This is a genomic window from Leuconostoc carnosum (assembly GCF_007954525.1).
Lineage (GTDB): Bacteria > Bacillota > Bacilli > Lactobacillales > Lactobacillaceae > Leuconostoc > Leuconostoc carnosum.
Genome location: NZ_CP042374.1, coordinates 709,446 through 732,716 on the forward strand (window position 1 = coordinate 709,446; position 23,271 = coordinate 732,716).

At 37.9% G+C, this 23,271-nt stretch carries 22 protein-coding genes; 3 read left to right on the forward strand and 19 right to left on the reverse strand.

The annotated features are described in order from the left end of the window. Window positions 1–18: 18 nt before the first annotated feature. The 17 genes from FGL89_RS03400 to FGL89_RS03480 all read right to left on the reverse strand — a co-directional run bounded on the left by FGL89_RS03400 (window position 19) and on the right by FGL89_RS03480 (window position 17,272). Window positions 19–885 carry a S1C family serine protease gene (locus FGL89_RS03400; protein ID WP_014973798.1) on the reverse strand — a complete coding sequence of 289 codons (867 nt, stop codon included), beginning with the start codon at window positions 883–885 and terminating at the stop codon, window positions 19–21. Window positions 886–940: 55 nt separating this feature from the next. Beyond that, window positions 941–2,224, reverse strand: coding sequence for a sensor histidine kinase (locus tag FGL89_RS03405; RefSeq protein WP_014973797.1), 1,284 nt, complete (start codon window positions 2,222–2,224; stop codon window positions 941–943). Then, on the reverse strand, window positions 2,217–2,906 hold the full coding sequence (locus FGL89_RS03410; RefSeq protein WP_014973796.1) for a response regulator transcription factor: 690 nt from the start codon (window positions 2,904–2,906) through the stop codon (window positions 2,217–2,219). Before FGL89_RS03410 ends, FGL89_RS03405 begins: the two co-directional genes overlap by 8 nt. Window positions 2,907–3,150: 244 nt before the next feature. Then, window positions 3,151–4,176: a HoxN/HupN/NixA family nickel/cobalt transporter gene (locus FGL89_RS03415; RefSeq protein WP_014973795.1), complete on the reverse strand. Its 1,026-nt coding sequence runs from the start codon at window positions 4,174–4,176 to the stop codon at window positions 3,151–3,153. A gap of 291 nt (window positions 4,177–4,467) precedes the next feature. After that, window positions 4,468–5,256 (reverse strand): L-threonylcarbamoyladenylate synthase, encoded by a 789-nt coding sequence (locus FGL89_RS03420; RefSeq protein ID WP_041773140.1) that lies wholly within the window; start codon window positions 5,254–5,256, stop codon window positions 4,468–4,470. Window positions 5,257–5,273: 17 nt separating this feature from the next. Beyond that, complete coding sequence (locus FGL89_RS03425; RefSeq protein WP_014973793.1) at window positions 5,274–6,560, reverse strand: MFS transporter; 1,287 nt, start codon at window positions 6,558–6,560, stop codon at window positions 5,274–5,276. Window positions 6,561–6,570: 10 nt separating this feature from the next. Beyond that, the gene (gene leuD, locus FGL89_RS03430; RefSeq protein WP_014973792.1) at window positions 6,571–7,155 is read right to left on the reverse strand and encodes a 3-isopropylmalate dehydratase small subunit; all 585 of its coding nucleotides are present in this window, start codon (window positions 7,153–7,155) and stop codon (window positions 6,571–6,573) included. 9 nt (window positions 7,156–7,164) lie between these two features. Further along, window positions 7,165–8,541 (reverse strand): 3-isopropylmalate dehydratase large subunit, encoded by a 1,377-nt coding sequence (gene leuC, locus FGL89_RS03435; protein WP_014973791.1) that lies wholly within the window; start codon window positions 8,539–8,541, stop codon window positions 7,165–7,167. Then, the gene (gene leuB, locus FGL89_RS03440; RefSeq protein WP_014973790.1) at window positions 8,538–9,611 is read right to left on the reverse strand and encodes a 3-isopropylmalate dehydrogenase; all 1,074 of its coding nucleotides are present in this window, start codon (window positions 9,609–9,611) and stop codon (window positions 8,538–8,540) included. Before leuB ends, leuC begins: the two co-directional genes overlap by 4 nt. Continuing rightward, complete coding sequence (locus tag FGL89_RS03445; protein WP_014973789.1) at window positions 9,608–10,777, reverse strand: 2-isopropylmalate synthase; 1,170 nt, start codon at window positions 10,775–10,777, stop codon at window positions 9,608–9,610. The genes leuB and FGL89_RS03445 overlap by 4 nt, the downstream gene beginning before the upstream one ends. Before the next feature lie 294 nt (window positions 10,778–11,071). Continuing rightward, window positions 11,072–11,386 (reverse strand): metal-sulfur cluster assembly factor, encoded by a 315-nt coding sequence (locus FGL89_RS03450; protein WP_014973788.1) that lies wholly within the window; start codon window positions 11,384–11,386, stop codon window positions 11,072–11,074. Beyond that, a complete protein-coding gene (gene sufB, locus FGL89_RS03455; protein ID WP_014973787.1) occupies window positions 11,383–12,813 on the reverse strand; it encodes a Fe-S cluster assembly protein SufB in 1,431 nt (476 codons plus the stop codon). The genes FGL89_RS03450 and sufB overlap by 4 nt, the downstream gene beginning before the upstream one ends. 2 nt (window positions 12,814–12,815) lie before the next feature. Beyond that, a complete protein-coding gene (sufU, locus tag FGL89_RS03460; protein ID WP_014973786.1) occupies window positions 12,816–13,259 on the reverse strand; it encodes a Fe-S cluster assembly sulfur transfer protein SufU in 444 nt (147 codons plus the stop codon). Beyond that, on the reverse strand, window positions 13,246–14,472 hold the full coding sequence (locus tag FGL89_RS03465; protein WP_014973785.1) for a cysteine desulfurase: 1,227 nt from the start codon (window positions 14,470–14,472) through the stop codon (window positions 13,246–13,248). The genes sufU and FGL89_RS03465 overlap by 14 nt, the downstream gene beginning before the upstream one ends. Further along, window positions 14,453–15,634, reverse strand: a complete 1,182-nt coding sequence (gene sufD, locus FGL89_RS03470) for a Fe-S cluster assembly protein SufD (protein WP_014973784.1) — start codon at window positions 15,632–15,634, stop codon at window positions 14,453–14,455. Before sufD ends, FGL89_RS03465 begins: the two co-directional genes overlap by 20 nt. Window position 15,635: 1 nt before the next feature. After that, a complete protein-coding gene (sufC, locus tag FGL89_RS03475; protein ID WP_014973783.1) occupies window positions 15,636–16,436 on the reverse strand; it encodes a Fe-S cluster assembly ATPase SufC in 801 nt (266 codons plus the stop codon). Further along, window positions 16,433–17,272 (reverse strand): helix-turn-helix domain-containing protein, encoded by an 840-nt coding sequence (locus tag FGL89_RS03480; protein ID WP_014973782.1) that lies wholly within the window; start codon window positions 17,270–17,272, stop codon window positions 16,433–16,435. The genes sufC and FGL89_RS03480 overlap by 4 nt, the downstream gene beginning before the upstream one ends. Window positions 17,273–17,661: 389 nt before the next feature. On the opposite strand from FGL89_RS03480, the gene ilvD reads away from it, so the two are divergent. The 3 genes from ilvD to FGL89_RS03495 are packed head-to-tail and all read left to right on the forward strand — an operon-like array spanning window position 17,662 to window position 20,789. Further along, window positions 17,662–19,407 (forward strand): dihydroxy-acid dehydratase, encoded by a 1,746-nt coding sequence (gene ilvD, locus FGL89_RS03485; RefSeq protein WP_014973781.1) that lies wholly within the window; start codon window positions 17,662–17,664, stop codon window positions 19,405–19,407. A gap of 24 nt (window positions 19,408–19,431) precedes the next feature. Further along, on the forward strand, window positions 19,432–19,752 hold the full coding sequence (locus FGL89_RS03490; RefSeq protein WP_014973780.1) for a metal-sulfur cluster assembly factor: 321 nt from the start codon (window positions 19,432–19,434) through the stop codon (window positions 19,750–19,752). 41 nt (window positions 19,753–19,793) lie between these two features. Further along, a complete protein-coding gene (locus FGL89_RS03495) occupies window positions 19,794–20,789 on the forward strand; it encodes a bile acid:sodium symporter family protein (RefSeq protein ID WP_014973779.1) in 996 nt (331 codons plus the stop codon). 61 nt (window positions 20,790–20,850) lie between these two features. On the opposite strand, the gene FGL89_RS03500 is transcribed toward FGL89_RS03495, so the two are convergent. Both FGL89_RS03500 and FGL89_RS03505 read right to left on the reverse strand, forming a co-directional pair. After that, entirely contained in the window at window positions 20,851–21,819 is a 969-nt protein-coding gene (locus FGL89_RS03500; RefSeq protein WP_014973778.1) for a DMT family transporter, read from the reverse strand. Window positions 21,820–21,916: 97 nt separating this feature from the next. Further along, window positions 21,917–23,263 (reverse strand): DEAD/DEAH box helicase, encoded by a 1,347-nt coding sequence (locus FGL89_RS03505; protein ID WP_014973777.1) that lies wholly within the window; start codon window positions 23,261–23,263, stop codon window positions 21,917–21,919. Between the last annotated feature and the right edge of the window lie 8 nt (window positions 23,264–23,271).

A 23,271-nucleotide genomic window follows, 5' to 3' on the forward strand; every position in this document is an offset into this window, starting at 1 on the left:
GCTTTTTATCGTTTATTATTACTTTTCAGTTTTATCAATAAATGCTTGAACAATATCTGCTGGAATAGCAAATCCCATGCCTTCCACGCTTGTACCATCCGTTGATGCAGCTATTTTTGATGAATTGATTCCCACTACTTGACCAGATAGATTAACTAACGGACCACCAGAGTTACCAGGATTAATGGCAGCATCAGTCTGAATTGCGGTTGCAGTGGCTGCCCCTGTCTCTTCAGCGGTTAGTGTCCGGCGTGCAGCTGAAACGATGCCGCTTGTCATCGATGTCGCATAATCAGAGCCTAAAGGTGACCCGATAGCCAAAACCTGTTGCCCAGATTGTAACTGTTTCACTGAACCAAATGTCGCTGCCGTCTTAATCACATCTGTTTGCGCTTTGATTAAAGCCAGATCTTTTTGCGGATCTGTCCCCACAATCGTCGCTTTCACCTTTTTGCCACTCGCCGTAATTAATTGCAAAGCGTCAGAATCGGCAACAACGTGATTGTTTGTAATAATGTAAGCATAGCCATCTTTTATTTTATAAACAACACCAGAACCCTCAGATGCGGTTTGTAATTCCGAGGAGTTACTATTATTTTGAGAATCTGAACCGAACATAGTTGACCATGCATCTCTTTGTTGGCCGGATGATTTTTGTAAGTTTTGTACAGTCAGCACAGCATTTTTAACTTTATTATACGCTGTTGTAGACGTGTCATTACTCGTATAAGCCGTTTTTGCAATTGTAGCTTGACCAGATAAATTCGATGTTTTTGTAATAGCAGTTGGTTTTTGAAACCACGAATTGTCTTGCGTTCCGGAATAAACCACGCCACCACCAACCAGTGCTGAAATAACAGCTACTGTTATAAGAGAGTGTTTCATATCATTGGCCTCCTAGTCCTTAATTGTAGTATATCTAAGCAAAATTTACTGAATATTAAAGTGGCAGCGTTACCTTAAAGATTGTTCCCTTTGGCTTATTATCTAACACAATAATTTTACCATTATGCGCATGTACAACCCATTCTGCAATGGAAAGGCCCAATCCTGTACCACCAGTTTCACGGTTGCCAGTCTTATCTTCTCGATAAAAGCGATCAAACACATGCTTTTTAGCTTCTTCACTGATACCGCGACCTGTATCTGCAACAGTAAGGACAAGTTTCTTTTTCTCGATAGTAGCTGAAATGGCTACCACGGCGTCTTCGTCCGAATATTTCATCGCATTATCAATCAGCAAAACCATCAGTTGGTGTATACGTTTACGATCAATAAAGACTTGTTGATCAACTTCCACTGATAATAAAACTTTTTTTGCTTCAAATTCTGCCATTTCTTGATAAGGTGAAACAATTTCTGACAAAAAATCAGAAATATTAGTCCCTTCCTTTTCTAATCGCGTCATGTTGGAACCAGATTTAGCTAAAGTTAACATATTATTGGTTAATGATGTCAACCGCCGTATTTCTGACAAAGATAAAATAATAGCATTCGATTGCTCACGCACTGTTGAATCTGGTTTCATGAGCATATTCTCTAGTTTACCTTGTATAACTGCCATGGGCGTTCGTAACTCATGAGCAGCATTATTCACAAAGTCTTGCTGTTGCTGCCATGCTTTTAAAATCGGTTTCATATTCATGATACTAATCCAATAGGAAATCATGATAGCGAGTAAACCAAATATACCAATCGACCACAAAAGTACCCTTTTAAAGTGATTTAAATTATTAATTGTTTCTGATACATTGACAGTAATCAAGCCATATTTGACTGGCTGACCATTGTTATTGGTCGCATTATCAATGAATTTGACCCCAACGATACGATAATAATTTCCATCCATCAATATCATCTTAATCTTAGGAGACATGAGTTCTTTACGATATTTAAATTGTCTACGATACATATCTTGCATCGACTCAGGCAACCGCGTATCAATGAGCAGTTTTTTCTGGCTATTATATGTCCAAACGTCGGCACGTGTATTTGTTTGTAACATCAAAGGTGTATTTTTATTTGTAGCAGATGAATGTTCCAATGCACCAGCAAGATCAAATTGTTTAATTTGTTGCTTAATGGCATTATCAGAATTTTGAAACACTGTTCTAATATAAGATAAATAAATGACACTGCCCAAAACAGAAAATATAATAAAAAAACTCGCAATTAATAACAGAAAACCGCGAATTTGTTGTTGTTTATTAATGACTTTAGGCATTGTCTACCTCTAAAATAAAGCCAATATTACGCAACGTTTTAATCAAATGATTTTGTCCGACCGCTTCTAACTTACGTCGCAAATTGTTCAAATAAATATTTACCACATTGATTGTTGTATCAGAATCAATCCCCCATACACGATCAAATATTTGATCACGTGTGACAATAATATTTTTGTTTTGTGCCAAATAAGTTAAAATATCAAATTCTTTTCCGACTAACTTAACCGTCTGCCCATGAACTTGAACACCACGATTTTCTAAATTAATCAACACATCACCAACGACAATCATATTATCTTCTGAATAAACACCTGTACGACGTAGTAAAGCTTTAACTCGGACTAATAATTCTTCACGGTGAAAAGGCTTCGTTAGGTAGTCATCGGCCCCCACATTGAAGCCTTCAATTTTATCATCCAATGAGCTTTTGGCTGTCAAAATCAAAATAGGTGTCTCGATACCCTTTTCCCTCAAATGCTTAATAATTTCCAAACCATTTTCACCTGGCAACATTAAATCAGAAATAATTAAATCATATGGTGATTCTTGTCCCTCAAACTCACCATCCAAGCCATTTGTGACCACATTAACATCTACAAAATCCTGTAAGAACCCAACAATATTATCAGCTAAGTTCACATCATCTTCGATTAATAAAATTTTAATTGCTTTTGCCATTTTCATATCTCCATTATACCGTGCTATTAACTATATTGTAATAAAAAATGATTAACAGGAAATTAAATAAGATCAGATGACACACTAAACAAATGATAGTAGTAGTTTAAAAAATAATTACTACCTATCTCCTTAAACAAAAGACGCTGTATTCTAATGTTAATAAATAACAATAAAAAAACAGCAGAGGACTGCCGCTTTTTTAGATTGACGTTAATATCAATATCAATTAAGTATTAATCGTTTAGCCTGCTACTTCTTTTTCTGACAAATTAAAGATGTGCCACAATGACAATGCGATTGCCCAAGTTACAGCAAATATACCGACCAACACCAATCCCAATTGATTGAAATCTAAGCCCTGTGCCCAAGCTGTCAAGCCATTATTCCAGTTAAACATCACACTGAATGATTGAATAAAATCAACAAAACTAATAAATCCGGCAGCCATAATAGAAATTCCTGTCAAAATCATATTATAGTAAACCTTACGGTATGAAGATGATACTATCCAAGTATATGTCGTACTCATAAAGAAGCCATCAACGGTATCCATTAAGCACATACCAGCAGTAAACAGCAATGGGAAAGATAAGGTCGTATACCAAGGAATTCCAGCATTAGCTGCTGTTGCTGACGTAGCCAAAACCGCAATTTGTGTCGCCGTATCAAACCCTAAACCAAACAAAAAGCCAACAATAGCAACTTGCCAATTATGTTTGATCATTTTCAATAACTTTAAAAACAATTTATATATTTTTGATTCATTAACAAAATCATTATCTGGTGTTTGTCGTCCATTTCCTTGCATATGTTTAAAATTCAACCAAATGCTACGCATGATGAAGCTATTAACAATAGTCAACATCAACAACATCACTGCCGCAATCATGGTACCAAAAATCCCACCAATTTGTTCAAAGATTGGCATTGAATCTTTAGCCCATTCAACAAACAAAACTGTCACTAAAGCCATTAATACAACAACCATTGAATGTCCAAATGAAAAACTAAAGCCGACACCACGTGTATTTTTACCATCATTTAACATCTTACGTGTCATATTATCAATAGCCGCAATATGATCGACGTCAAAGGCATGTCTCAAACCAAAAGTAAAGGATAAATAGGCCATGCCAATCATCTCTGGATATTTTGAGGCACCAGACATCAATAGTAATGTGCCACCCACAAAAATTAAAATAATGAAACTACCATAGCGAATAACATCTGTACTAAATTTTGTTCTTTTTGCCGTATTCAACATCATATATTTTCCTCTTTCTGCTAATAGAATGATCTCATCATAGTTTCAAATCACAATTTTTGTAAAATAAAACACACGTTAACCTTTGGTAGTTAACGTGTGTTTTATCAACATACTCTCTACCTACTACACCTTTTATCATAGATGTTTAGTAGAGATCGCCTTAAATAGCCCACTAAACATTAGTTAAGTAGAATAAGTCGAATTATTTCTATTTTTGTCATCTGTTTGTTCATATAATACCACCATTTTGACGTTTTTAAAACATTTTTTAATCATTAATGCATTAAATTCTTAATAATAATAGCCATGACGGTAATCCCAAGTTGAGAAAATGTCACTCATAATCTTCATTATTTTATCAACATCCAACCCTTTACGAATAACAACTGGTGCTGGTTGAACACCTACTGCACCGTTTTGTTGTGGTACAAGTTGACCTGATTCATCCACCATTGACACCATCACACCTTGTTCGTAGCGTGTTTCAGCTGTCTTATCTGGTTGAATTGACGCAACATAATCATCTGCTTCAATAATTAGATCAGCGGCATCTTCAATTTGCTCACCAATACCAGTAACTAGCCCACGATTTCCCTTACCAGATGGGTTGGCTGAACTAGCAAAAGAAAACTTACCATATTCTTCCCACATGGTTTTAGCAATTTGTTCACTTGGCTTACCAAATTTAATAACAAAACAACTTGTTTCACGTTGATCCATCATTAAATCTTTTGTCCCGTCATTTGGAATTGCATTTTTGGCCTCTTCTTGCCAAGGTAAGATGCAACCTAAAAGGATGTCTTCATCCCAATGTTTCTGGTACATTGCTTCTATTTCTGGTGTCATTTGTGCCAATTGTTTAACTTGATCTAGTGAGCCACACAAAACAACACCTGGCTTGTTACGCTTACGATTTTTAGCAGCAAATTTACGTTCTAGTCCTTTATCATCAGAAGTCATGATAATATAACCAACTTTTGTTGGGCTAACAATCATGCCGCCATCTGCTTTTAGAATATCAATTGCCTCAGGCTGTGCGTTACCTTGCCAACGTACTGTCTTTGTGTCTACTTGTGTCATCTTAAAATACCATCCTTTTAATAAATTGCTTTTTGTTTTGTTTCTGGTCCGTATGCTGCTACTACAATTGCGGCAATCACGGCTATTGTTGCGATGAAATAAAAAATTAAACTAGCATTGAATGCCATCATGGCCCATGCGACGAAATATGGTGTTAATACGGTTAAAATTTTAGCGACACCATTGGCATAACCTGTACCTCGGAACCGATAGTACGTAGGAAATAGCTCTGACATATAAACGCCAACAACCGATGCCATCAAAGTATAAATCATCATAACCAATAAGAACCCAATAATTAGTATTGCGCCACTCGTTGTTTGCTTTGAATATAATAATCCAAATATGGCTGTCATTAGAAAAGCAGTTATAATCACTTTCTTACGACCAACAACGTCAACTAACAATGCCCCTATTAAAGCGCCAATTGGTGCCCCAGCTAACATGACTGATGAAAAAGTTAAAGAGTGTGCTACCGCAATACCTTGTTTCATGAGCAATGTTGGCATCCAAGAGGTAAATGTATATTGTACCAAATTAACTGCACTAACTGCTACTGTTGCTACCAATAAACCACGACCAATATGTGCTTTTACTTGTGACTGTGCAACTGGTTGTTCAACGTATTGCTGACTGCCACTAGTCTCTAAAGTTTTAATAATCTGTTCTGCTTCGTCGTAATGACCACGTGCAATTAACCATCTTGGTGATTCAGGAAAATGCCGACGAACAAACCATAAAATTAAAGCTAATCCGCCGATAATAATAAACATTGCTCGCCAAGAAAAATTCGGAATAATAACCGCAGCAACTAACAAAGTTAAGGGTGCAGATAAATTAGCGATAACTGAGACCGTACCACTCCACCGACCACGATGACGTATCGGTGCAAATTCATTAATTAATGAAAAACCGGTAACAATTTCAGCACCTAACCCAATGGCTGCCAGAAAGCGTAAGCCAATTAAGAACCAAATGTTAGGTGAAAAAGCTGCTATTAAAGTTATTGATCCAAATAGTAGTAAGTTCATTTGATATGCTTGTTTACGACCAAGAAAATCACCTACAAATCCTGAAAGGATTGATCCTATAAATAATCCCAAAAAACCTGCTGAAAGAAATATAGACCCTTGTGCTAGTGTCGCAAAATGTTGTGATACAACAGCACTGTTAACAGCACTGGCAAGGTAAACATCTGCACCATCTAAGATCATACCAGCTGCAATCATAGCAAAAATACCATAAAAGGTTTTTGTTTCACGTGTTGCATCCATACGTCGTTGTAAGTTTAATGAACGATCCATTTATTTTCTCCTAACCAAAATCCACCCGTTGCTGTTCATATTTGGAAATAAGTTTTTCAAATTTCATCGTGTTATCAATGTCATCTTCACCATTGATAAACTTTTCTTTCCACTGTGAATTAATTTCAAAATGATATGTATTATCGTTGTAAGTCACTGTTTGGGCTGGCAAATCAATACTGATTTGTTCATTTGACTTAACCTGTCGTAAAACTGACCGTTCTGATTCAGGTAATACGATAGGTAGCAGACCATTCTTTGTGGCATTCATATAAAAAATATCTGAAAAGCCACCCCCAATGACGGCTCGAAAACCATAATCTGTTAGTGCCCAGACTGCGTGTTCACGAGAAGATCCAGAACCAAAATCACTGCCTGTAATTAAAATTGAGACACCCTTGTGCTCTGGTTTATTCAACTCAAAGGATTCATTAATTGAGCCATCATCGTTGTAACGCCAGTCGTAGAATAGATCTTTACCAAATCCTGTTTTGAGAATATTTTTCAAGAATTGTTTGGGTAGGATAATATCTGTATTAATATTGTCATTTGGAATAACAACTGCTTTGCCTGTTTCTCTAATAAACGCTTCCATATTGCCCCCTTAAACAAAATCTTCTGAACTAATATCAACAAAATGTCCAGCAATACCTGCAGCTGCTACCATGGCTGGTGATGCTAGATGCGTCCTTGAGCCAGCGCCTTGTCGACCAATAAAGTTACGATTCGACGTTGAAGCTACATGCTTCCCAGCTGGGATTTTATCAGGATTCATAGCCAAACATGCTGAACAACCAGGTTCACGCCATTCACAACCGGCATCAATAAATATTTTTGCTAAACCATTTTTTATTGCCTGATTACGAATAGCACGACTACCTGGTACAATCCAAGCAGTGATATTTGGTGCCAAATGTTTACCCGCCATCATATTTGCAGCAATTTCTAAATCTTCATAACGACTATTTGTACATGATCCGATAAATATATAATCAAGCGGAATATCTTCTGGTTTCATACTAGGATGTAAGCCAATATAATCATATGCTTTTTGATCATTTTCATCTTGAATGCCCGGTAGGCGTTGTGCCATACTTAATGCCATCCCCGGATTTGTTCCCCATGTCACCATTGGCTTTAGCTCCGAGACATCAAATGTCATGCGCTCATCGAACTCTGATTCATCGTCTGTATAAAATTGTGACCAATAAGCCACCGCATCATCAAATCGCTTGGGTGCTTGTTCTCGTCCTTTTAAATAATCAAATGTCGTTTGATCAGGTCTTACCATACCAGTTTTTGAACCCGCTTCAATCGACATGTTGCACATCGTCATACGTGCTTCCATCGACAACTTTTCAACGACTTCACCATAAAATTCAATCGCATAACCAACACCAAACGACACACCATGCTTAGCGATAATACCCATAATAATGTCTTTAGCATAAATATTTTTTGGTAGCTGACCAGTAATTTTAATCCCCATTGTTTTAGGTTTCATTTGCCAAATACTTTGTGTTGCTAAAACGTGTTCAACTTCTGATGTACCAATACCAAAGGCAATTGCACCAAAAGCACCGTGTGTTGCCGTATGAGAATCACCACATACGATTATCTTAGCTGGTTGTGTTAATCCACGCTCTGGACCAACAACATGCACAATACCTTGCTTATCATCCCCAATTGCTGCTAATGGAATATCGAATTCTTTTGTGTTCTTTGCCAAGGTATCCATTTGTAACCGTGACATTTGGTCTTGAATATTAAAAATATCTTTAGTTGGCACATTGTGATCCATCGTTGCAAATGTTAAATCTGGTCGCCGTACACGACGATTCGTGCTACGTAACCCATCAAATGGTTGTGGCGATGTCACTTCATGAATCAGATGTAAATCAACATACAATAACTGAGGCTCTCCTATTTGACCGGCAATGACATGTGTATTCCAAATTTTATCAAATAATGTTTTACTCATGATATAGTCACCGTTTCGTCACTTTGTATGTGCATAATCATCTTCTGAGTAACTGCTTCTGTTGATAAGTCGCCACCCATATCTGGTGTGACATCGCCCTGATCAATAACCGCATCTACCGCCCGATAAATCTTTTCGGCAATGGCTTTTTCACCAAAACTCTCAGACAACATCATCGCTACTGTATTCACCATCGAAATCGGGTTGGCAATCCCTTTACCAGCAATATCTGGTGCTGAACCATGAATTGGCTCATATAAGTTAGGTCCCTCGCTACCAACCGACATTGATGGAATTTGTCCAATTGAACCAGTGATTTGTGCCGCTTCATCACTTAAAATATCGCCAAATAGGTTCGGTGTAATAATGACATCAAAAGCCGTTGGTTTAGACATAATTGCCATTGTCATTGCATCAACATAATAATAATCGACCATCACATCTGGATATTGTGGTGCAATCTCTTTTGCAATATTACGCCAAAATTTTGAAGTTGCTAATACGTTTGATTTATCAACAATCGTTACATGATGACGACGCTTTTGAGCCATTTTAAAACCTTCATGCATGATGCGTACAACTTCAGATTCGTTATAGTACATCGTGTCAATAGCTTGATGCGCTTGTAGTTCACGTGGTTTTCCAAAATAAGCACCCGATGTCAACTCACGTACAATCACAAAATCAGTCCCTGTGACATATGCCTTTTTTAGAGGTGAACGGTCGACTTGTCTATCTGTTATTTTGGTTGGTCGAATATTTGCAAAAAGATTCAACGCAGCACGAATTTCTAACAACCCTTGTTCTGGTCTTCTAGGTGCTTGATCCCACTTAGGACCGCCAATAGCACTCAGCAATATAGCATCTGCTTGTTTTGCTTGATCAATAGTTGACTGTGGTAATGGATCACCAGCACGGTCAATACCATCACCACCAAAAGGTAGATCAATCAATTCATATTTAAATTGTTGAGAATCTGTAGCTGCTTTTAGAACAGCCAGTCCAGCTGCCATAATTTCTGGCCCAATATAGTCTCCTTTTAGAACAGCTATTTTTTTGATATCGTTCATTGTGTCACCACCATTTTCTTTCCAGCTTGCACCATTGTGGCTTTCATATCAGCTTCGGTCATCATATTCGTATTTTCAGCCATAGATTTGAATATGGGGAAAATTTGTTTCATGTCATCACGAGTCACGTTATAACCCATATGATTCAACTTAGTCATAACTGCATGAGAACCAGATAATTTTCCCAAAGGCAATGACGATGACGCACCAACCATCTCTGGACGCAAAATTTCATAAGTTGCACGGTTTTTCAAGAAACCATCTTGGTGAATACCTGATTCGTGAGCAAAAGCATTACCGCCCATAATTGGCTTATTCACAGCGACAGGTATATCAGTTGCTGTAGCAACAAGCGTTGACAATTCCTTTGATTTTTCTAATATAACGTCTGTATCTTTATCGAACTTTTCATGACGCACGCGCATTGCTGCCGCGACTTCAATCATGTCAACATTTCCAGCGCGTTCACCAATACCATTGACAGTACTTTGAACCTGCATAGCACCGTGAGAAATACCTGCTAAAGTATTAGCCGTTGCCATGCCCAAATCATTGTGTGCATGTGTTGACCAAATAATATCATCAAATCCAATAATATTATTTTTCAAATTTTCAAAAATTGCACCATATTCATCAGGTGTTGCATAACCAACTGTATCTGGAATATTAATAATTGTTGCGCCAGCATCAATAGCTGCTTGTACTGAACGAACTAAGAAGTCAGGTTCAGTGCGCGTTGCATCTTCAGGTGAAAAAACAATGTCATTAATCTTTGATTTTGTATAAGTAATATCTTCTGTAATTTTCTTAATAATATCGTCTTTTGACATTTTCAACTTAAACTCACGATGTATTGGTGAGGTTGCAATAAAGACATGCGCCATAGGATGACGAGCTGATCGCGTAGCAGCAATAACAGCATCAATATCTGATCGTATCATACGTGCCAAACCAACAACTTGTGCATGTTCGACTACTTCAGCGATTTTTTGTACTTCTTGAAAGTCTTTATCCGAAGCAGCTGGAAAACCTGCTTCGATGGCTGCAACGCCGTATTCATCCAATGCGCGTGCGATTGCAATTTTTTCATCAATTGAGAAGTTCACACCAATTGTTTGTTCACCGTCACGCATTGTTGTATCATAAAAAGTTACTTGATTAGTCATAATTTCTCCTTAAAATAAAAATCCCGAACCAGTCACTAATGACTAGTCCGGGATTCACTCACATCCTTTATGCGCTAGCCATTAGATAATTACTCATCTAACAACCAGCTAAAAAGCTCAACTTGTTAGATGCTGTCTAAGCAAGTTGAGGAGAAGGGCTGTGTTATTAATATTCATATTATTGTTATTCATGCTCTTCATGTGATTTTCTTCCTTTTATTTAATAACAATATAGTACTTCGGATAATCAAAAACTGCAAGCCTAACTTAAAAATATTCCAAATGTATATATTTTCAGATCAAACCAAGTGATACTTTGGCGTAGCGAGACATCCGATCAAATGTCCAAGCCGGTTGCCATGTTAAGGATACATGTGTTTCAGTCACTTCAGGTAAAATTTTTAGTGCATCATCAATTAGCGACTCCAATACACTTAACAACGGACAACCCATTGTCGTCAGCGTCATATTCACCTCAACACGTCCAGATTCGCTAATTGCCACGTGGTTGACCAGTCCCAAATTAACAATATCAATCTGTAATTCTGGATCTATAACTGTTGATAAGACTTCTAATATATCTGCTTCAATTTTACTTTTTTCATTCATCCAACTGAACCCACCATTTCAAATTTCATCAATCGGTTAAGTTCAACAGCATATTCCATCGGTAGCTCTTTTGTAAACGGTTCAATAAAGCCCATGATAATCATTTCTGTAGCTGTGTTAGCCGAAATACCACGAGTCATTAAATAATACAATTGTTCTTCTGACACACGAGAAACTTTAGCTTCATGCTCCATTGAAACATTACCATTTAAAATCGTGTTATAAGGAATCGTGTCTGCCGATGATTTATCATCTACTAAAATAGTGTCACATTCCACATGAGCAAATGAACCGTCCGACTCACGCCCAAATTTAACTGTCCCACGATAATCTGTCCGACCACCATCATGAGCAATCGATTTTGACACAATGGAAGAAGATGTATTTGGCGCATTGTGAATCATTTGTGCACCAGAGTCTAATTGTACCCCTTCTCCAGCTACAGCAATGGACAGCATTGTGCCACGTGCCCCTTCGCCTTCTAAATAAACTGAAGGGTATTTCATAGTGGTCTTAGAACCAAAATTACCATCAACCCATTCCATTGTCGCATTTTCATGTGCAGCAGCTCGCTTAGTTTCTAATGAATACACATTATTAGACCAGTTTTGAATCGTCGTATAACGACAATAGGCATCTTTTTTCACGATAACTTCAACGACAGCAGCATGTAACGCATCCCCTGAGTACATAGGCGCCGAACAACCCTCGACATAATCCACATGCGCGCCCTCATCAACAATGATTAATGTCCGCTCAAATTGCCCCTCATTCTCAGTATTAATTCTAAAATACGATTGAATGGGTGTTGTTACGTGGACGCCTTTGGGTACATAAATAAATGTGCCACCAGACCATACTGCGGCATTTAAAGCAGCTAGTTTGTTATTAGTGGGCTTAACTAATGAACCAAAATACGCCTTGATTAACTCTGGGTATTCTTGAATAGCTGTATCTGTATCTGTAAAGATAATACCAGTTTTAGCAAATTCTTCTTTCATGCGATGATAGACTACTTCAGATTCATATTGTGCTGAAGACCCTGCCAACCACTTACGTTCAGCTTCTGGTACGCCTAAACGCTCAAACGTTTCTTTTAATTCAGTTGGTACATCATCCCAATCTCGGTACTTTTCGTTAGTTGGTTTATTATAGTAATAGATACCATCGAAATCAATCTCACTTAAATCAGGCCCCCAAGTGTGCATTGGCATATCTAAATAAGTTTGATATGCTTTCAAACGATAATCCAACATCCATTCTGGTTCATTTTTATGTGCTGAAATCTGACGAACAATATCTTCGTTTATACCTTTACCAGTAGAAAAAACAGCTTGGTAATCATCTTGAAAACCTAACTCGTAAGCTTTACCAGCACCAATAACTGCCTTTGTCTCTTCAATAGCTTCTTCACGATTATTTGCCATAGTTATTTTGCCTCCTCTTTTGAAAATAGTAACGCTTGCAACGTATGCCAAGGCAATGTCGCACATTTAATTCGCGTTGGAAATTTAGTCACCCCAGCTAGTAGTTGTGCCTCCCCTAACGTGTCAGTATCTACTTGCTCGCCCATGGTCATTTTTAAGAAATTATCCATTAGTTGTTGAATTTCGGCTTTATCTTTACCGATGACAAGATCAGTCATCATCGACGCAGATGCTTTCGAAATTGCACAACCATCACCATAAAAATGAATATCTGTTATCAAATCCCCTGATAACTCAACCGATATTGTTATTGTATCACCACAGGTTGGATTGTATTTTGTGGCTTGATTGCAGTCTGTTGTTGCTACTGGTCGATAGTGGCGTGGATGTTTAGCGTAGGCCATTACAGACTGACGATATAAATTGTCTAAATTATGCAAACTCATGACTAAAATACTCCTTAATTTGCTCAAGCACTGAGATTAATCGATCAATTTCAGTCATTGTATTGTAGCTATATACACTTATCCGGGCTGTCGCGGAAAGATTCAACTTAGTCATTAATGGTTGTGCACAATGATGCCCTGCACGTACTTCAATACCTTCTTGATCCAATGCTGTCGCCAAATCATGCGCATGAATACCAGCTAAATTAAAGGCAATAACACCTGTATGATAGGCAGAATCTTGTGGTCCATAAACAGTTAACCCGGATATAGCCAATAATTTGGGCAAAGCATAGGCAACAAGTTGACGTTCATCATTTTCAATTTGTGTCATACCATATGCCGTTAAATAATCAATTGCTGCTCCTAAACCAATAGCGCCGGCAATATTCGGTGTCCCAGCTTCAAATCGCCAAGGTACTGGCTTGAATGTGGCTCCCGTAAGACTAACGCGTTCAATCATTTCACCACCAAATTGTGCCGGTGTCATTTGTTCCAGTAAAGATAGTCGACCATATAAAACACCGATGCCGGTTGGACCCATCATTTTGTGACCTGAAAAAGCAAAAAAATCAACACCTAATGCTTGCACGTCAACTACCATATGCGGAGCAGATTGGGCACCATCCGCAATCATGATTGCTCCATGTTGATGCGCAATGTTGGCAATTTCCTGAATGGGATTGACCACGCCTAAAACATTTGAAGCATGCGCGATTGACACAATTTTAGTCTGATCGGTTATTTTTTGAGCCAAATCAGACATGTCAAGCGTCCCATCAGAATTTAAATTAACATATTTTAATTTAGCACCCGTTTTCTGAGCTAATTGTTGCCAAGGGACAATATTTGAATGGTGTTCCATATAAGAAATCACGATGTCATCATCTGCGGTTACATGTGCGACACCATATGTACTAGCTAGCCAATTGATGGACTCTGTCGTACCACGTGTAAAAACAATTTCTTTACGATACTTGGCATGAATAAATGCTTGTACTTTGTCACGGCTAGCTTCATAAGCGGCTGTCGCCCGTTCCGATAAATCATAAATACCGCGATGGACATTAGCATTATCCACTTGATAATAGTGTGTCATTGCGTCAATGACTTGTTTTGGCTTTTGCGATGTCGCAGCATTGTCTAAATAAATCATACGTTGACCATTGATTGTTTGATTTAATATCGGAAAATCAGCTTGTTTCATTTTCATCTTGTAACTTTCTTTCAATTTCATCAATAATTAACTGTTGAGCAAATTTTGTTGGCATCTTAGCCAAGACTTCACCCATAAAACCACGAATAACAAGTTTTCGGGCTATTTTTTTACTAATACCGCGACTCATTAAATAATACATTTGGTTTTCATCAATTTGTCCAACAGAAGCCGCATGCCCAGCAGTGACATCATTTTCATCGATTAATAATAAGGGGTTCGCGTCGCCACGTGCGCGTCGTGATAACATTAATACACGTGATTCTTGCTGCGCATCAGCACCTTTTGCACCCTTAATAATTCTGCCTATACCATTAAAAACAAGTTTCGAGCGATTCAAAATCACACCACGTTGAAAGATATGCCCCACTGAATGGCGACCACTATTTTCAACCGTTGTCATGATGCCTTGCACCTGTTTTTTAGAGGATAATGCAATCACCTCTGCATGCGATGTGGCACCTTCGGCACGTAAATGACTTTCCAATTGCGTGATAACATTGCCATCATTAAATGATGCATTTTCCCAGTTAACTGTAGCATGTTCAGTAACTAGCGCCTGCCGATTGATATAGGCTGTTGTCACATCAGAAAAGGCATCAACGTTAGCATAGGTTACCTGTGCACTTGTTGCTGCAATGATTTCAATAACCACCGAAGCTTTGGATTTTACTTCACCCAGCGTATGCATTTGTTGAAAAATTGATAATTTCACACGGCGACCGACATATATTACAATACGAGCCATCATGTCTTGACCTTGAGTTGCCACATGATTAAGAGCTAGCTGCAAAACATCATCTACTTGTGTATCATCTGGAATATAAACAAAAATTCCGGTATTAAAATAATGAAAATTTTGTGCTACTAAACGATCAGTTGTCGCTGGAATCACTTGACCAACATATTGCGATAATAATTCTGGGCAAAGTGCTTGCGCTTTTAACATACTCATAACACGCACACCTTGTGCTGTTAAAGCATCTGGTACGTGTTGGTAAGCTGTTGCTTGACCGTTCACTTCGATACCAAATGCCTGATCATTAATATAGTGGCGTTCCTTTACTTCAGCTAAAGATGGTTCAATTTCATCTAAATGCCAACCCGAATAACGTACCTTAGGAAAAATCGGCATATCTAATTCTACCGTCTTATTCATATTAACCCTCCACAAAATATGAGTTAGCATCTTCATCCGTCAAATGCGCATCTATACCTAATTCATTACGGAGACCAGCATATCCTTCTGACTCTAATTTTTGTGCTAACTCTGCACCACCTGTTTTCACAATACGACCATCCATCATCACATGAACAAAATCCGGCACAATATAAGTCAATAATCGTTGATAATGTGTAATCATCAATGTACCAAAATCATCTGAACGCATCTCATTAACCCCTCGAGACACAACTTTCAATGCATCAATATCTAATCCTGAATCAATTTCATCTAAAATCGCAATTTTAGGTTCAATCATCATCATTTGTAAGACTTCATTACGCTTTTTTTCACCACCAGAAAAGCCCTCGTTGAGATAACGTTCAGCCATTTCTTCAGACATCGAAAGAAACTCACGTTTTTCATCTAGCTTATTAATAAAATCCATCACATTAATTGGATCATCTTCAGGACGACGTGCATTGATAGCCGCTCGCATAAATTCAGCATTTGTCACGCCTTGAATTTCAGAAGGATATTGCATGGCCAGAAACAAACCAGCGCGTGCACGTGCATCAACACTTAATTCAGCTAAGTCTTGATCATCCATATAAATATGTCCTGATGTCACTTCATAAGCCGGATGTCCCATAATTGTTTGTGATAAGGTTGATTTTCCAGTACCGTTTGGACCCATAATAGCATGAAATTCACCTGTCCTAACTGTTAAATTCAATCCCTTTAAAATTTCCTTACCTTCTACTGAAACATGTAAATTAACTATTTTTAACGTTGTCATTTTTTCCCCTTTTTACGTTGACTAACTTTGTCTAAAATCTCTTGATTACCATGCATTTTAGCAATCACACGCGCATTTTCAATCATTTCATTAACGATAAAACTTTGATTATGCCAGATATCTCCTGCTTCAACTAGTAACCAGAATAGATTTTCTAGGAAGTAAGTACGGTCATTCTTACTTGCTATATCAATACCAATTGCAGCCCAAGCCATAGCTTCCGTATGCTTTTTAACAGCCATTTGATACTGAGCTAATAAATAAAATGTCATTAATTGAAAAATAGAATACTGCCCCGATATAATCACTTCACGATGTTTTGCCAAATCTTCAAACATCTTTTGTGCATCGCCACGTTCATTTATCATTAAGTAATAATGTAGTGTAATAGCATAAAAAGCATATTTTTGCGTTGATGGTAGCGCTGGAATATCTATTTTAGTAATGATTTTTTGTGCCTGATCAGTATCCTGCTGCCACATCACAGCTGCAAAATACTGTGTTAGTTGATAACTATTGCTTTCTGCCTTACCTAATTTGCTCGGTACAATCTCCTGAGTGTCCTGCCTAAACCGTTCAATATTTTGATAGCCCATAGCTATGATAACATTAGATAAGACATCTTTACTTTTCTGTTGCTTAATTTGAACTGGAAAAATATCATTTAATGTTAAACCAAGTCTTTCACATAGCGTGACCATGATGTCAATTGCCGGAATCTGTTGATGATTTTCAAACTTCGATAATGTTGCTTGTGTACAAACCCCCTTTGATAAGGCCACTTGAGAAATTTTCAGTTTTTTCCTTGTCCCAATAAATTTTTCAACATCAATCATTATTTCCCCTTCTATCTATAAAAAAAAATCACCCTAGCTGTCACTACAGCTAGGGTGATTTTTGATTATTTCCCAACTGTCTACTAAATATATAGTAGACATTCACTCCAAATATGCCTACCTATTAACAAATAATAAGTAGACTGAGAATGATTTGGTTGTTTTTTACATTTTTCATAATGGCCTCGTTAAAAATCAAATAAAAATAAACATGAAGTAATTATAGTTCTAATATTAAAAGTTGTCAAGAATTTTATCATAAATTAACCGACTTAAATAGCAAACAAAAATTAAATCAATATAATATTGGAATATCTCATTGACTGTCTTACGAAGGTCTATATAATTAAACCATCTATTAAAAATTAGAAAATAAGGAGAATATACACATGGCAGACACTTTTTCTTTTAACGTCAACTCAGATGATATCAAAAAAAGATCAGATCATATCAAAATGGGTATACATCAAGCACCGGCACGTTCACTACTTTATGCTACTGGGCAGGTTAAAGATCCCGAAGATATGAAGAAACCCTTTATTGCAATTTGCAATTCTTATATAGAAATTGTCCCGGGTCACGTTCACCTACGTGAATTAGCAGAGGTAGCAAAACAAGCCATTCGCGATGCTGGTGGCATTCCGTTTGAATTTAACACAATTGGTGTGGACGACGGTATCGCCATGGGGCATCTAGGTATGCGCTACTCTTTACCATCGCGTGAACTAATTGCTGATTCAGCTGAAACTGTTATTACTGCTCACTGGTTTGATGGTGTTTTCTTCATGCCAAACTGTGACAAAATAACACCAGGTATGATTATGGCTTCATTACGTTGTAATGTCCCTTCAGTTTTTGTTTCTGGTGGCCCAATGAAGGCTGGTTTAGATGCTCATGGCAAAGCAACAACATTGTCTTCTATGTTTGAAGCAGTGGGCACTTTTAAATCTGGCCTGATGTCTCAAGAAGAATTTTTACAGCTAGAACAAAACGCTTGCCCCACTTGCGGTTCATGTGCAGGCATGTTTACTGCGAATTCAATGAATACCTTAATGGAAGTCATGGGTATTGCCCAACCCTTTAACGGTACAGCTTTGGCAATATCTGATGAACGACGCGAGTTAGTGCGTGAAGGGGCTAAAAACCTCATGCGTATGGTACGTGATAATGTCCGACCTCGCGATCTTATCTCAAAAGAATCTTTGGATGATGCGATGGCACTGGATATGGCAATGGGTGGATCAACCAATACTGTACTACATATTTTATCAATCGCTCATGAAGCTGGTATTCCATATGATCAGTCAGATATCAACAAAATAGCCGAAAAGGTCCCTTACTTATCAAAAATTGCCCCATCTTCAAAATGGGCAATGGAAGATGTTCATAATGCTGGCGGTGTGCCCGCCATCGTTAACGAATTAATTCGTATGGGTAACATTTTACATCCGGATCGCATGACTGTTACTGGTAAAACATTGCGTGAAAACGTAGCCAATCACCCAATACTCAATGATGAAATTATTCGTAAATTTGATGTTAACCCCTACTCAAAAGAAGGTGGTTTATCAATTTTATACGGTAATATTGCGCCCAAAGGTTCCGTTATCAAAGCCGGTGGTGTTGACCCCAGTATCAAAACTTTCACTGGTGAAGCCATCGTCTTTAATTCAGAACAAGAAGCCGTAGAAGCAATTGATTCTGGAAAAATTCATGCTGGTCAGGTTTTGGTCATCCGTTATGAAGGACCAAAAGGTGGACCAGGTATGCCTGAAATGTTAGGACCAACATCTGCTATCACTGGTATGGGACTTGGTAAAGAAGTTGCACTAGTAACTGATGGCCGTTTTTCTGGTGCTTCACGTGGTATTTCGGTGGGCCACATTAGCCCAGAAGCCGCTGAAGGTGGGCCAATTGCACTTGTTCACGATGGTGACAAAATTACCATTGATTTAGTCAATCGCACAATCGATTTACATGTTGATGAACAAGAATTAGATGTACGTCGCCAATCCCTGACACCATTCATGCCAAAAATTCGTAATGGCTGGCTAGCACGTTACCAAGCTTTGGTGACTTCAGCTAATACAGGCGCTGTTCTGAAAGGTGCCGATGAGCTGTTTCCTAAACTATAACAATTAACTGATGAGGATCACACTATGGAGAATACAACAGAAAATCTGGAAGATCGTATATTATCAGCTCTATCACAAGTCATTGATCCCGAATTGCGCTGTGATATTGTTAATTTAGGTTTAGTATATGGCTTAACCATGGCTTCCGATGGCAATCTCACTGTGAAACTTACCCTAACCACTATGGGCTGTCCGTTAACTGCTGTCCTGGAAAAAATGATTATTAATGCACTAATGCCTTTGGAGGAAATTAACCAAGTGTGTGTGGAATTAGTATGGGAACCAGCTTGGTCTGTCAACAACATGAGTCGCTATGCAAAAATGGCGCTTGGCATACATGCATAACAACTCAGTACCATTAAATATACTATTATTAGGAGAAAAATATGATTAAATTGAAACGCGTTTCAAATTTTCTAACAAACTACTTTACTTTGTTCGTGATTTTAGTTACTTTACTAGCTATTTTCATGCCAAACCCAGGCACATTATTAGCTACCACAAAAATTGGTCACTTGTCAGCAGTTTCTATTTTATTAATGATTGTTTTATTCGGCATGGGTATCACACTAGCACCGACTGATTTTAAACGTGTTGCAAAAAATCCACTGCAAGTTATTCTAGGAACGGTTGCGCATTACGTGATCATGCCATTGATCGCATTTATGCTTGTACATTTGTTTGGCTTAACTGGTGCTGCAGCTGTTGGTGTCATTCTTGTTGGATCAGCACCATCTGGTACGTCTTCCAATGTGATGTCGTTTTTGTCTGGTGGTGATGTGGCCCTAGATGTTTCTATTGGACTATTATCAACGCTACTAGCACCCGTGATGATTCCAACACTGTTAAAATTATTAGCTGGCAGATGGGTTAAAGTACCATTTTCGTCAATGTTCTTTTCGGCATTTGAAATTGTGATCATCCCAATTGTATTAGGTGTCATTGTTCATACTATTTTTAAGCAGCATGTTCAAAAGATTATTGAGGTCATGCCTTTGATTTCTCAAATTGCTATTTTAGTCATTATTTTAGCCGTTCTTTCTGCTAATTCACATACTATTTTGGCAGTTTCAACATTAATTTTGATTCCCGTTGTTATTTTACACAATTTATTAGGTTATTCATTAGGATTTTTGTTCTCAAAATTGATGAAAATGGATATACCACAACAAAAAGCCATTACCTTTGAAGTCGGTATGCAAGATTCTGCCTTAGCTTCGACATTAGCTATTTCATTTTTTGAACCTGCTTCAGCTATTGCTGCGGTCATATTCTCAGTATGGCACAATGTCTCAGGATCTGTATTAGCTTCTTTATGGAAAAAGCATTCAGAAAAAAAGCCCAAAACATCACCAGCTTATACAATTTCCCCAGAAAACTAATTTAAAAAAGCAGACAATTTATAAATTGTCTGCTTTTTTTAAATAATAATTACGCCAAAACTCACTCTTTGGCAGTTTGGTAAGGTCTTGTGTTTTGTTTGTCAGCAAATCGATTGCCAATAAACATTACTGTTGACCCGGTAACAATAACTACAACACCAATGATAGTATTCAACAGTATCTGTTCTTGTAAAATAATTAAAGCTAGTATTGGTGCTAAAGCTGGCTTGATGAAGAAAATTAACGAAGCCGTAGAAACATCCCCTGCTTCCATCGCTAATGCGTACAATACATAACCCGCTGCCGTAATACCGACCGCAATATAAAGCAACATCCAAATATCGTCTGCGTTTATGCCTTGAATAATGGGCACATTAGAGAAATTACGTAACGCCACTGAACCGCTCATGACCTGAGCAACTACATGAATATGTGATATACCAATAATAACAAGTAATTCTAATGCACCAGCAATAAATGAAAAGCAAGTCATTGCCAATCCATCATAGCCACGTTGCATTGAATATCGTCGTGTAATAATAGCATACAAGCCAAACGTCAAAGCACTACCTAACGATAATGCAATACCTAGAGGATTAGTCAAATGTATTGGATTAACAATAATCACTAAACCTATCATAGAAATAATAACTGCTAACAAGTTTGTTCGACTCAGCGTTTCATGTAAAATGACGTAGCTGAACAATAGCGCAAAAATAGGATTAGAACTAAATAATACCGCAACCGTTGATGCCTTATCAATTTCAACAGCAATTTGGTATAAACTCATACTAATAACAACACCAACTAAGCCGGTCAGTAAAAACATTCGCAAATCACGTCCTATGATACGAATATGTCGTTGTTGCATCCGATGTATGGCCAAGGGTAACAAGACCAAGCCACCTATGCCAAAACGCAAAAAATTAATTTGCGTACCATTAAATTCACTGCCCGCTAATTTTAGCGCAATCTCCATTGAACTAAACAAAAAAGTTGAAATGAATACATAAATATAAGCTTTTTTCATTATACATCCCTGTCATTTAATATATTTCCAGTATATTACTTTTTGGCCGCGGTGTTAAATTATTTTCTACATCAAATAAAAAAATGATGCTTACACATCATTTTTCGTCATGCTTTTTTGCCCATTTAGGTTTACCTTTATTTTTTGAATCTTTCAAACGCTTTTTCTTCTTTGGCTTTTCAGGCACAGCATCAATTGCTGCTTTAAGTGATGGTTTCTGATTTTTAGTCACATGCTGTGTACTTGTAGCTTGAATTTTGCTTGCTGATGGCGCTACCTCAACTACTTTGTGCGCTAGCCGAGGTTCTTTTTTTGGCGTTTGAGATATTGATTCATCTTTAACTTTAGTTTGCTTTTGATCCAAATACTGATTGGCTGCTTTAACCAAATGGAAATCATCACCTAATTCACGCTTTAAATCACGAATATCATGATCATTTCCCAAGTTCAACACCCGCCCAGCTTTACCCATACGACCAGTACGACCTGTACGATGGACATATGTTTTTTTACGTTCTGGTAATTGTGCATTGACAACCAATGGCAAATCTTCAATATCTAATCCACGAGCAGCTACGTCGGTCACTAACAAAAGGTCAACCTCTCCTTGTTTGAACAAACGTAGGGCATCCGCGCGCTGAACTTGACGCTTGTCGTTACTACCAATACTCATCACACTCACATGCGCATGGCGTAATGTAGCCTGCATGTTAACTAACCCACTAATCGTATTGAAAAATACAAGTGCTTGTTGATGTTGACGTGCTAGCTGTACCAATACAGCAGCTTTTGCTTTTTGATCAACATACTGAAATTCATGCGTAATTGCAGTCGGTGCGTCAGTGCCAACCGAAATTGGATGAACAGTTTGCGAAAATGTTTCTGCTACATATTTCAAATCAGCACCCGAGGTTGCTGAAAACAAACCTAATTGTATCGGCTGTGGTAGTTGAGCAGCCAATTGTTCTAAACTTTCATGGCGTTCATCATTCATCATGGCATCAGCTTCGTCGAAAATAACTGTTTTAAGGTCATTTAGTTTCAAGACATGACCATCAATCATTGTTAACACGCGACCTAATGTACCGACAACAATATGTGGCTTATCTTTTTTTAACTTATCAGCCTGACGGCGCCCATTAGCACCACCGATTAAGCTAGTAACAGAGACACCAACATAAGCACCCCACTCACGAGCTACTGCTGTCGTTTGCATGGCTAATTCTTGACTGGGCGCTAAAATTAAAACCTGTGTACGCTTACTTGTCGCATCTATACGCGACAGAATTGGTAAAATAAAAGCTAGCGTCTTGCCGGTTCCCGTTGGTGCCAAGCCAAAAATACTGTCACCTTTGGCTAAACGATTCCAAACCGCATTTTGAATAGGTGTTGGTTCATCGAATTGTGCGTTAAATTTTTCTAGTAGTTCTGGTTTAATTGTCATTAAAATTC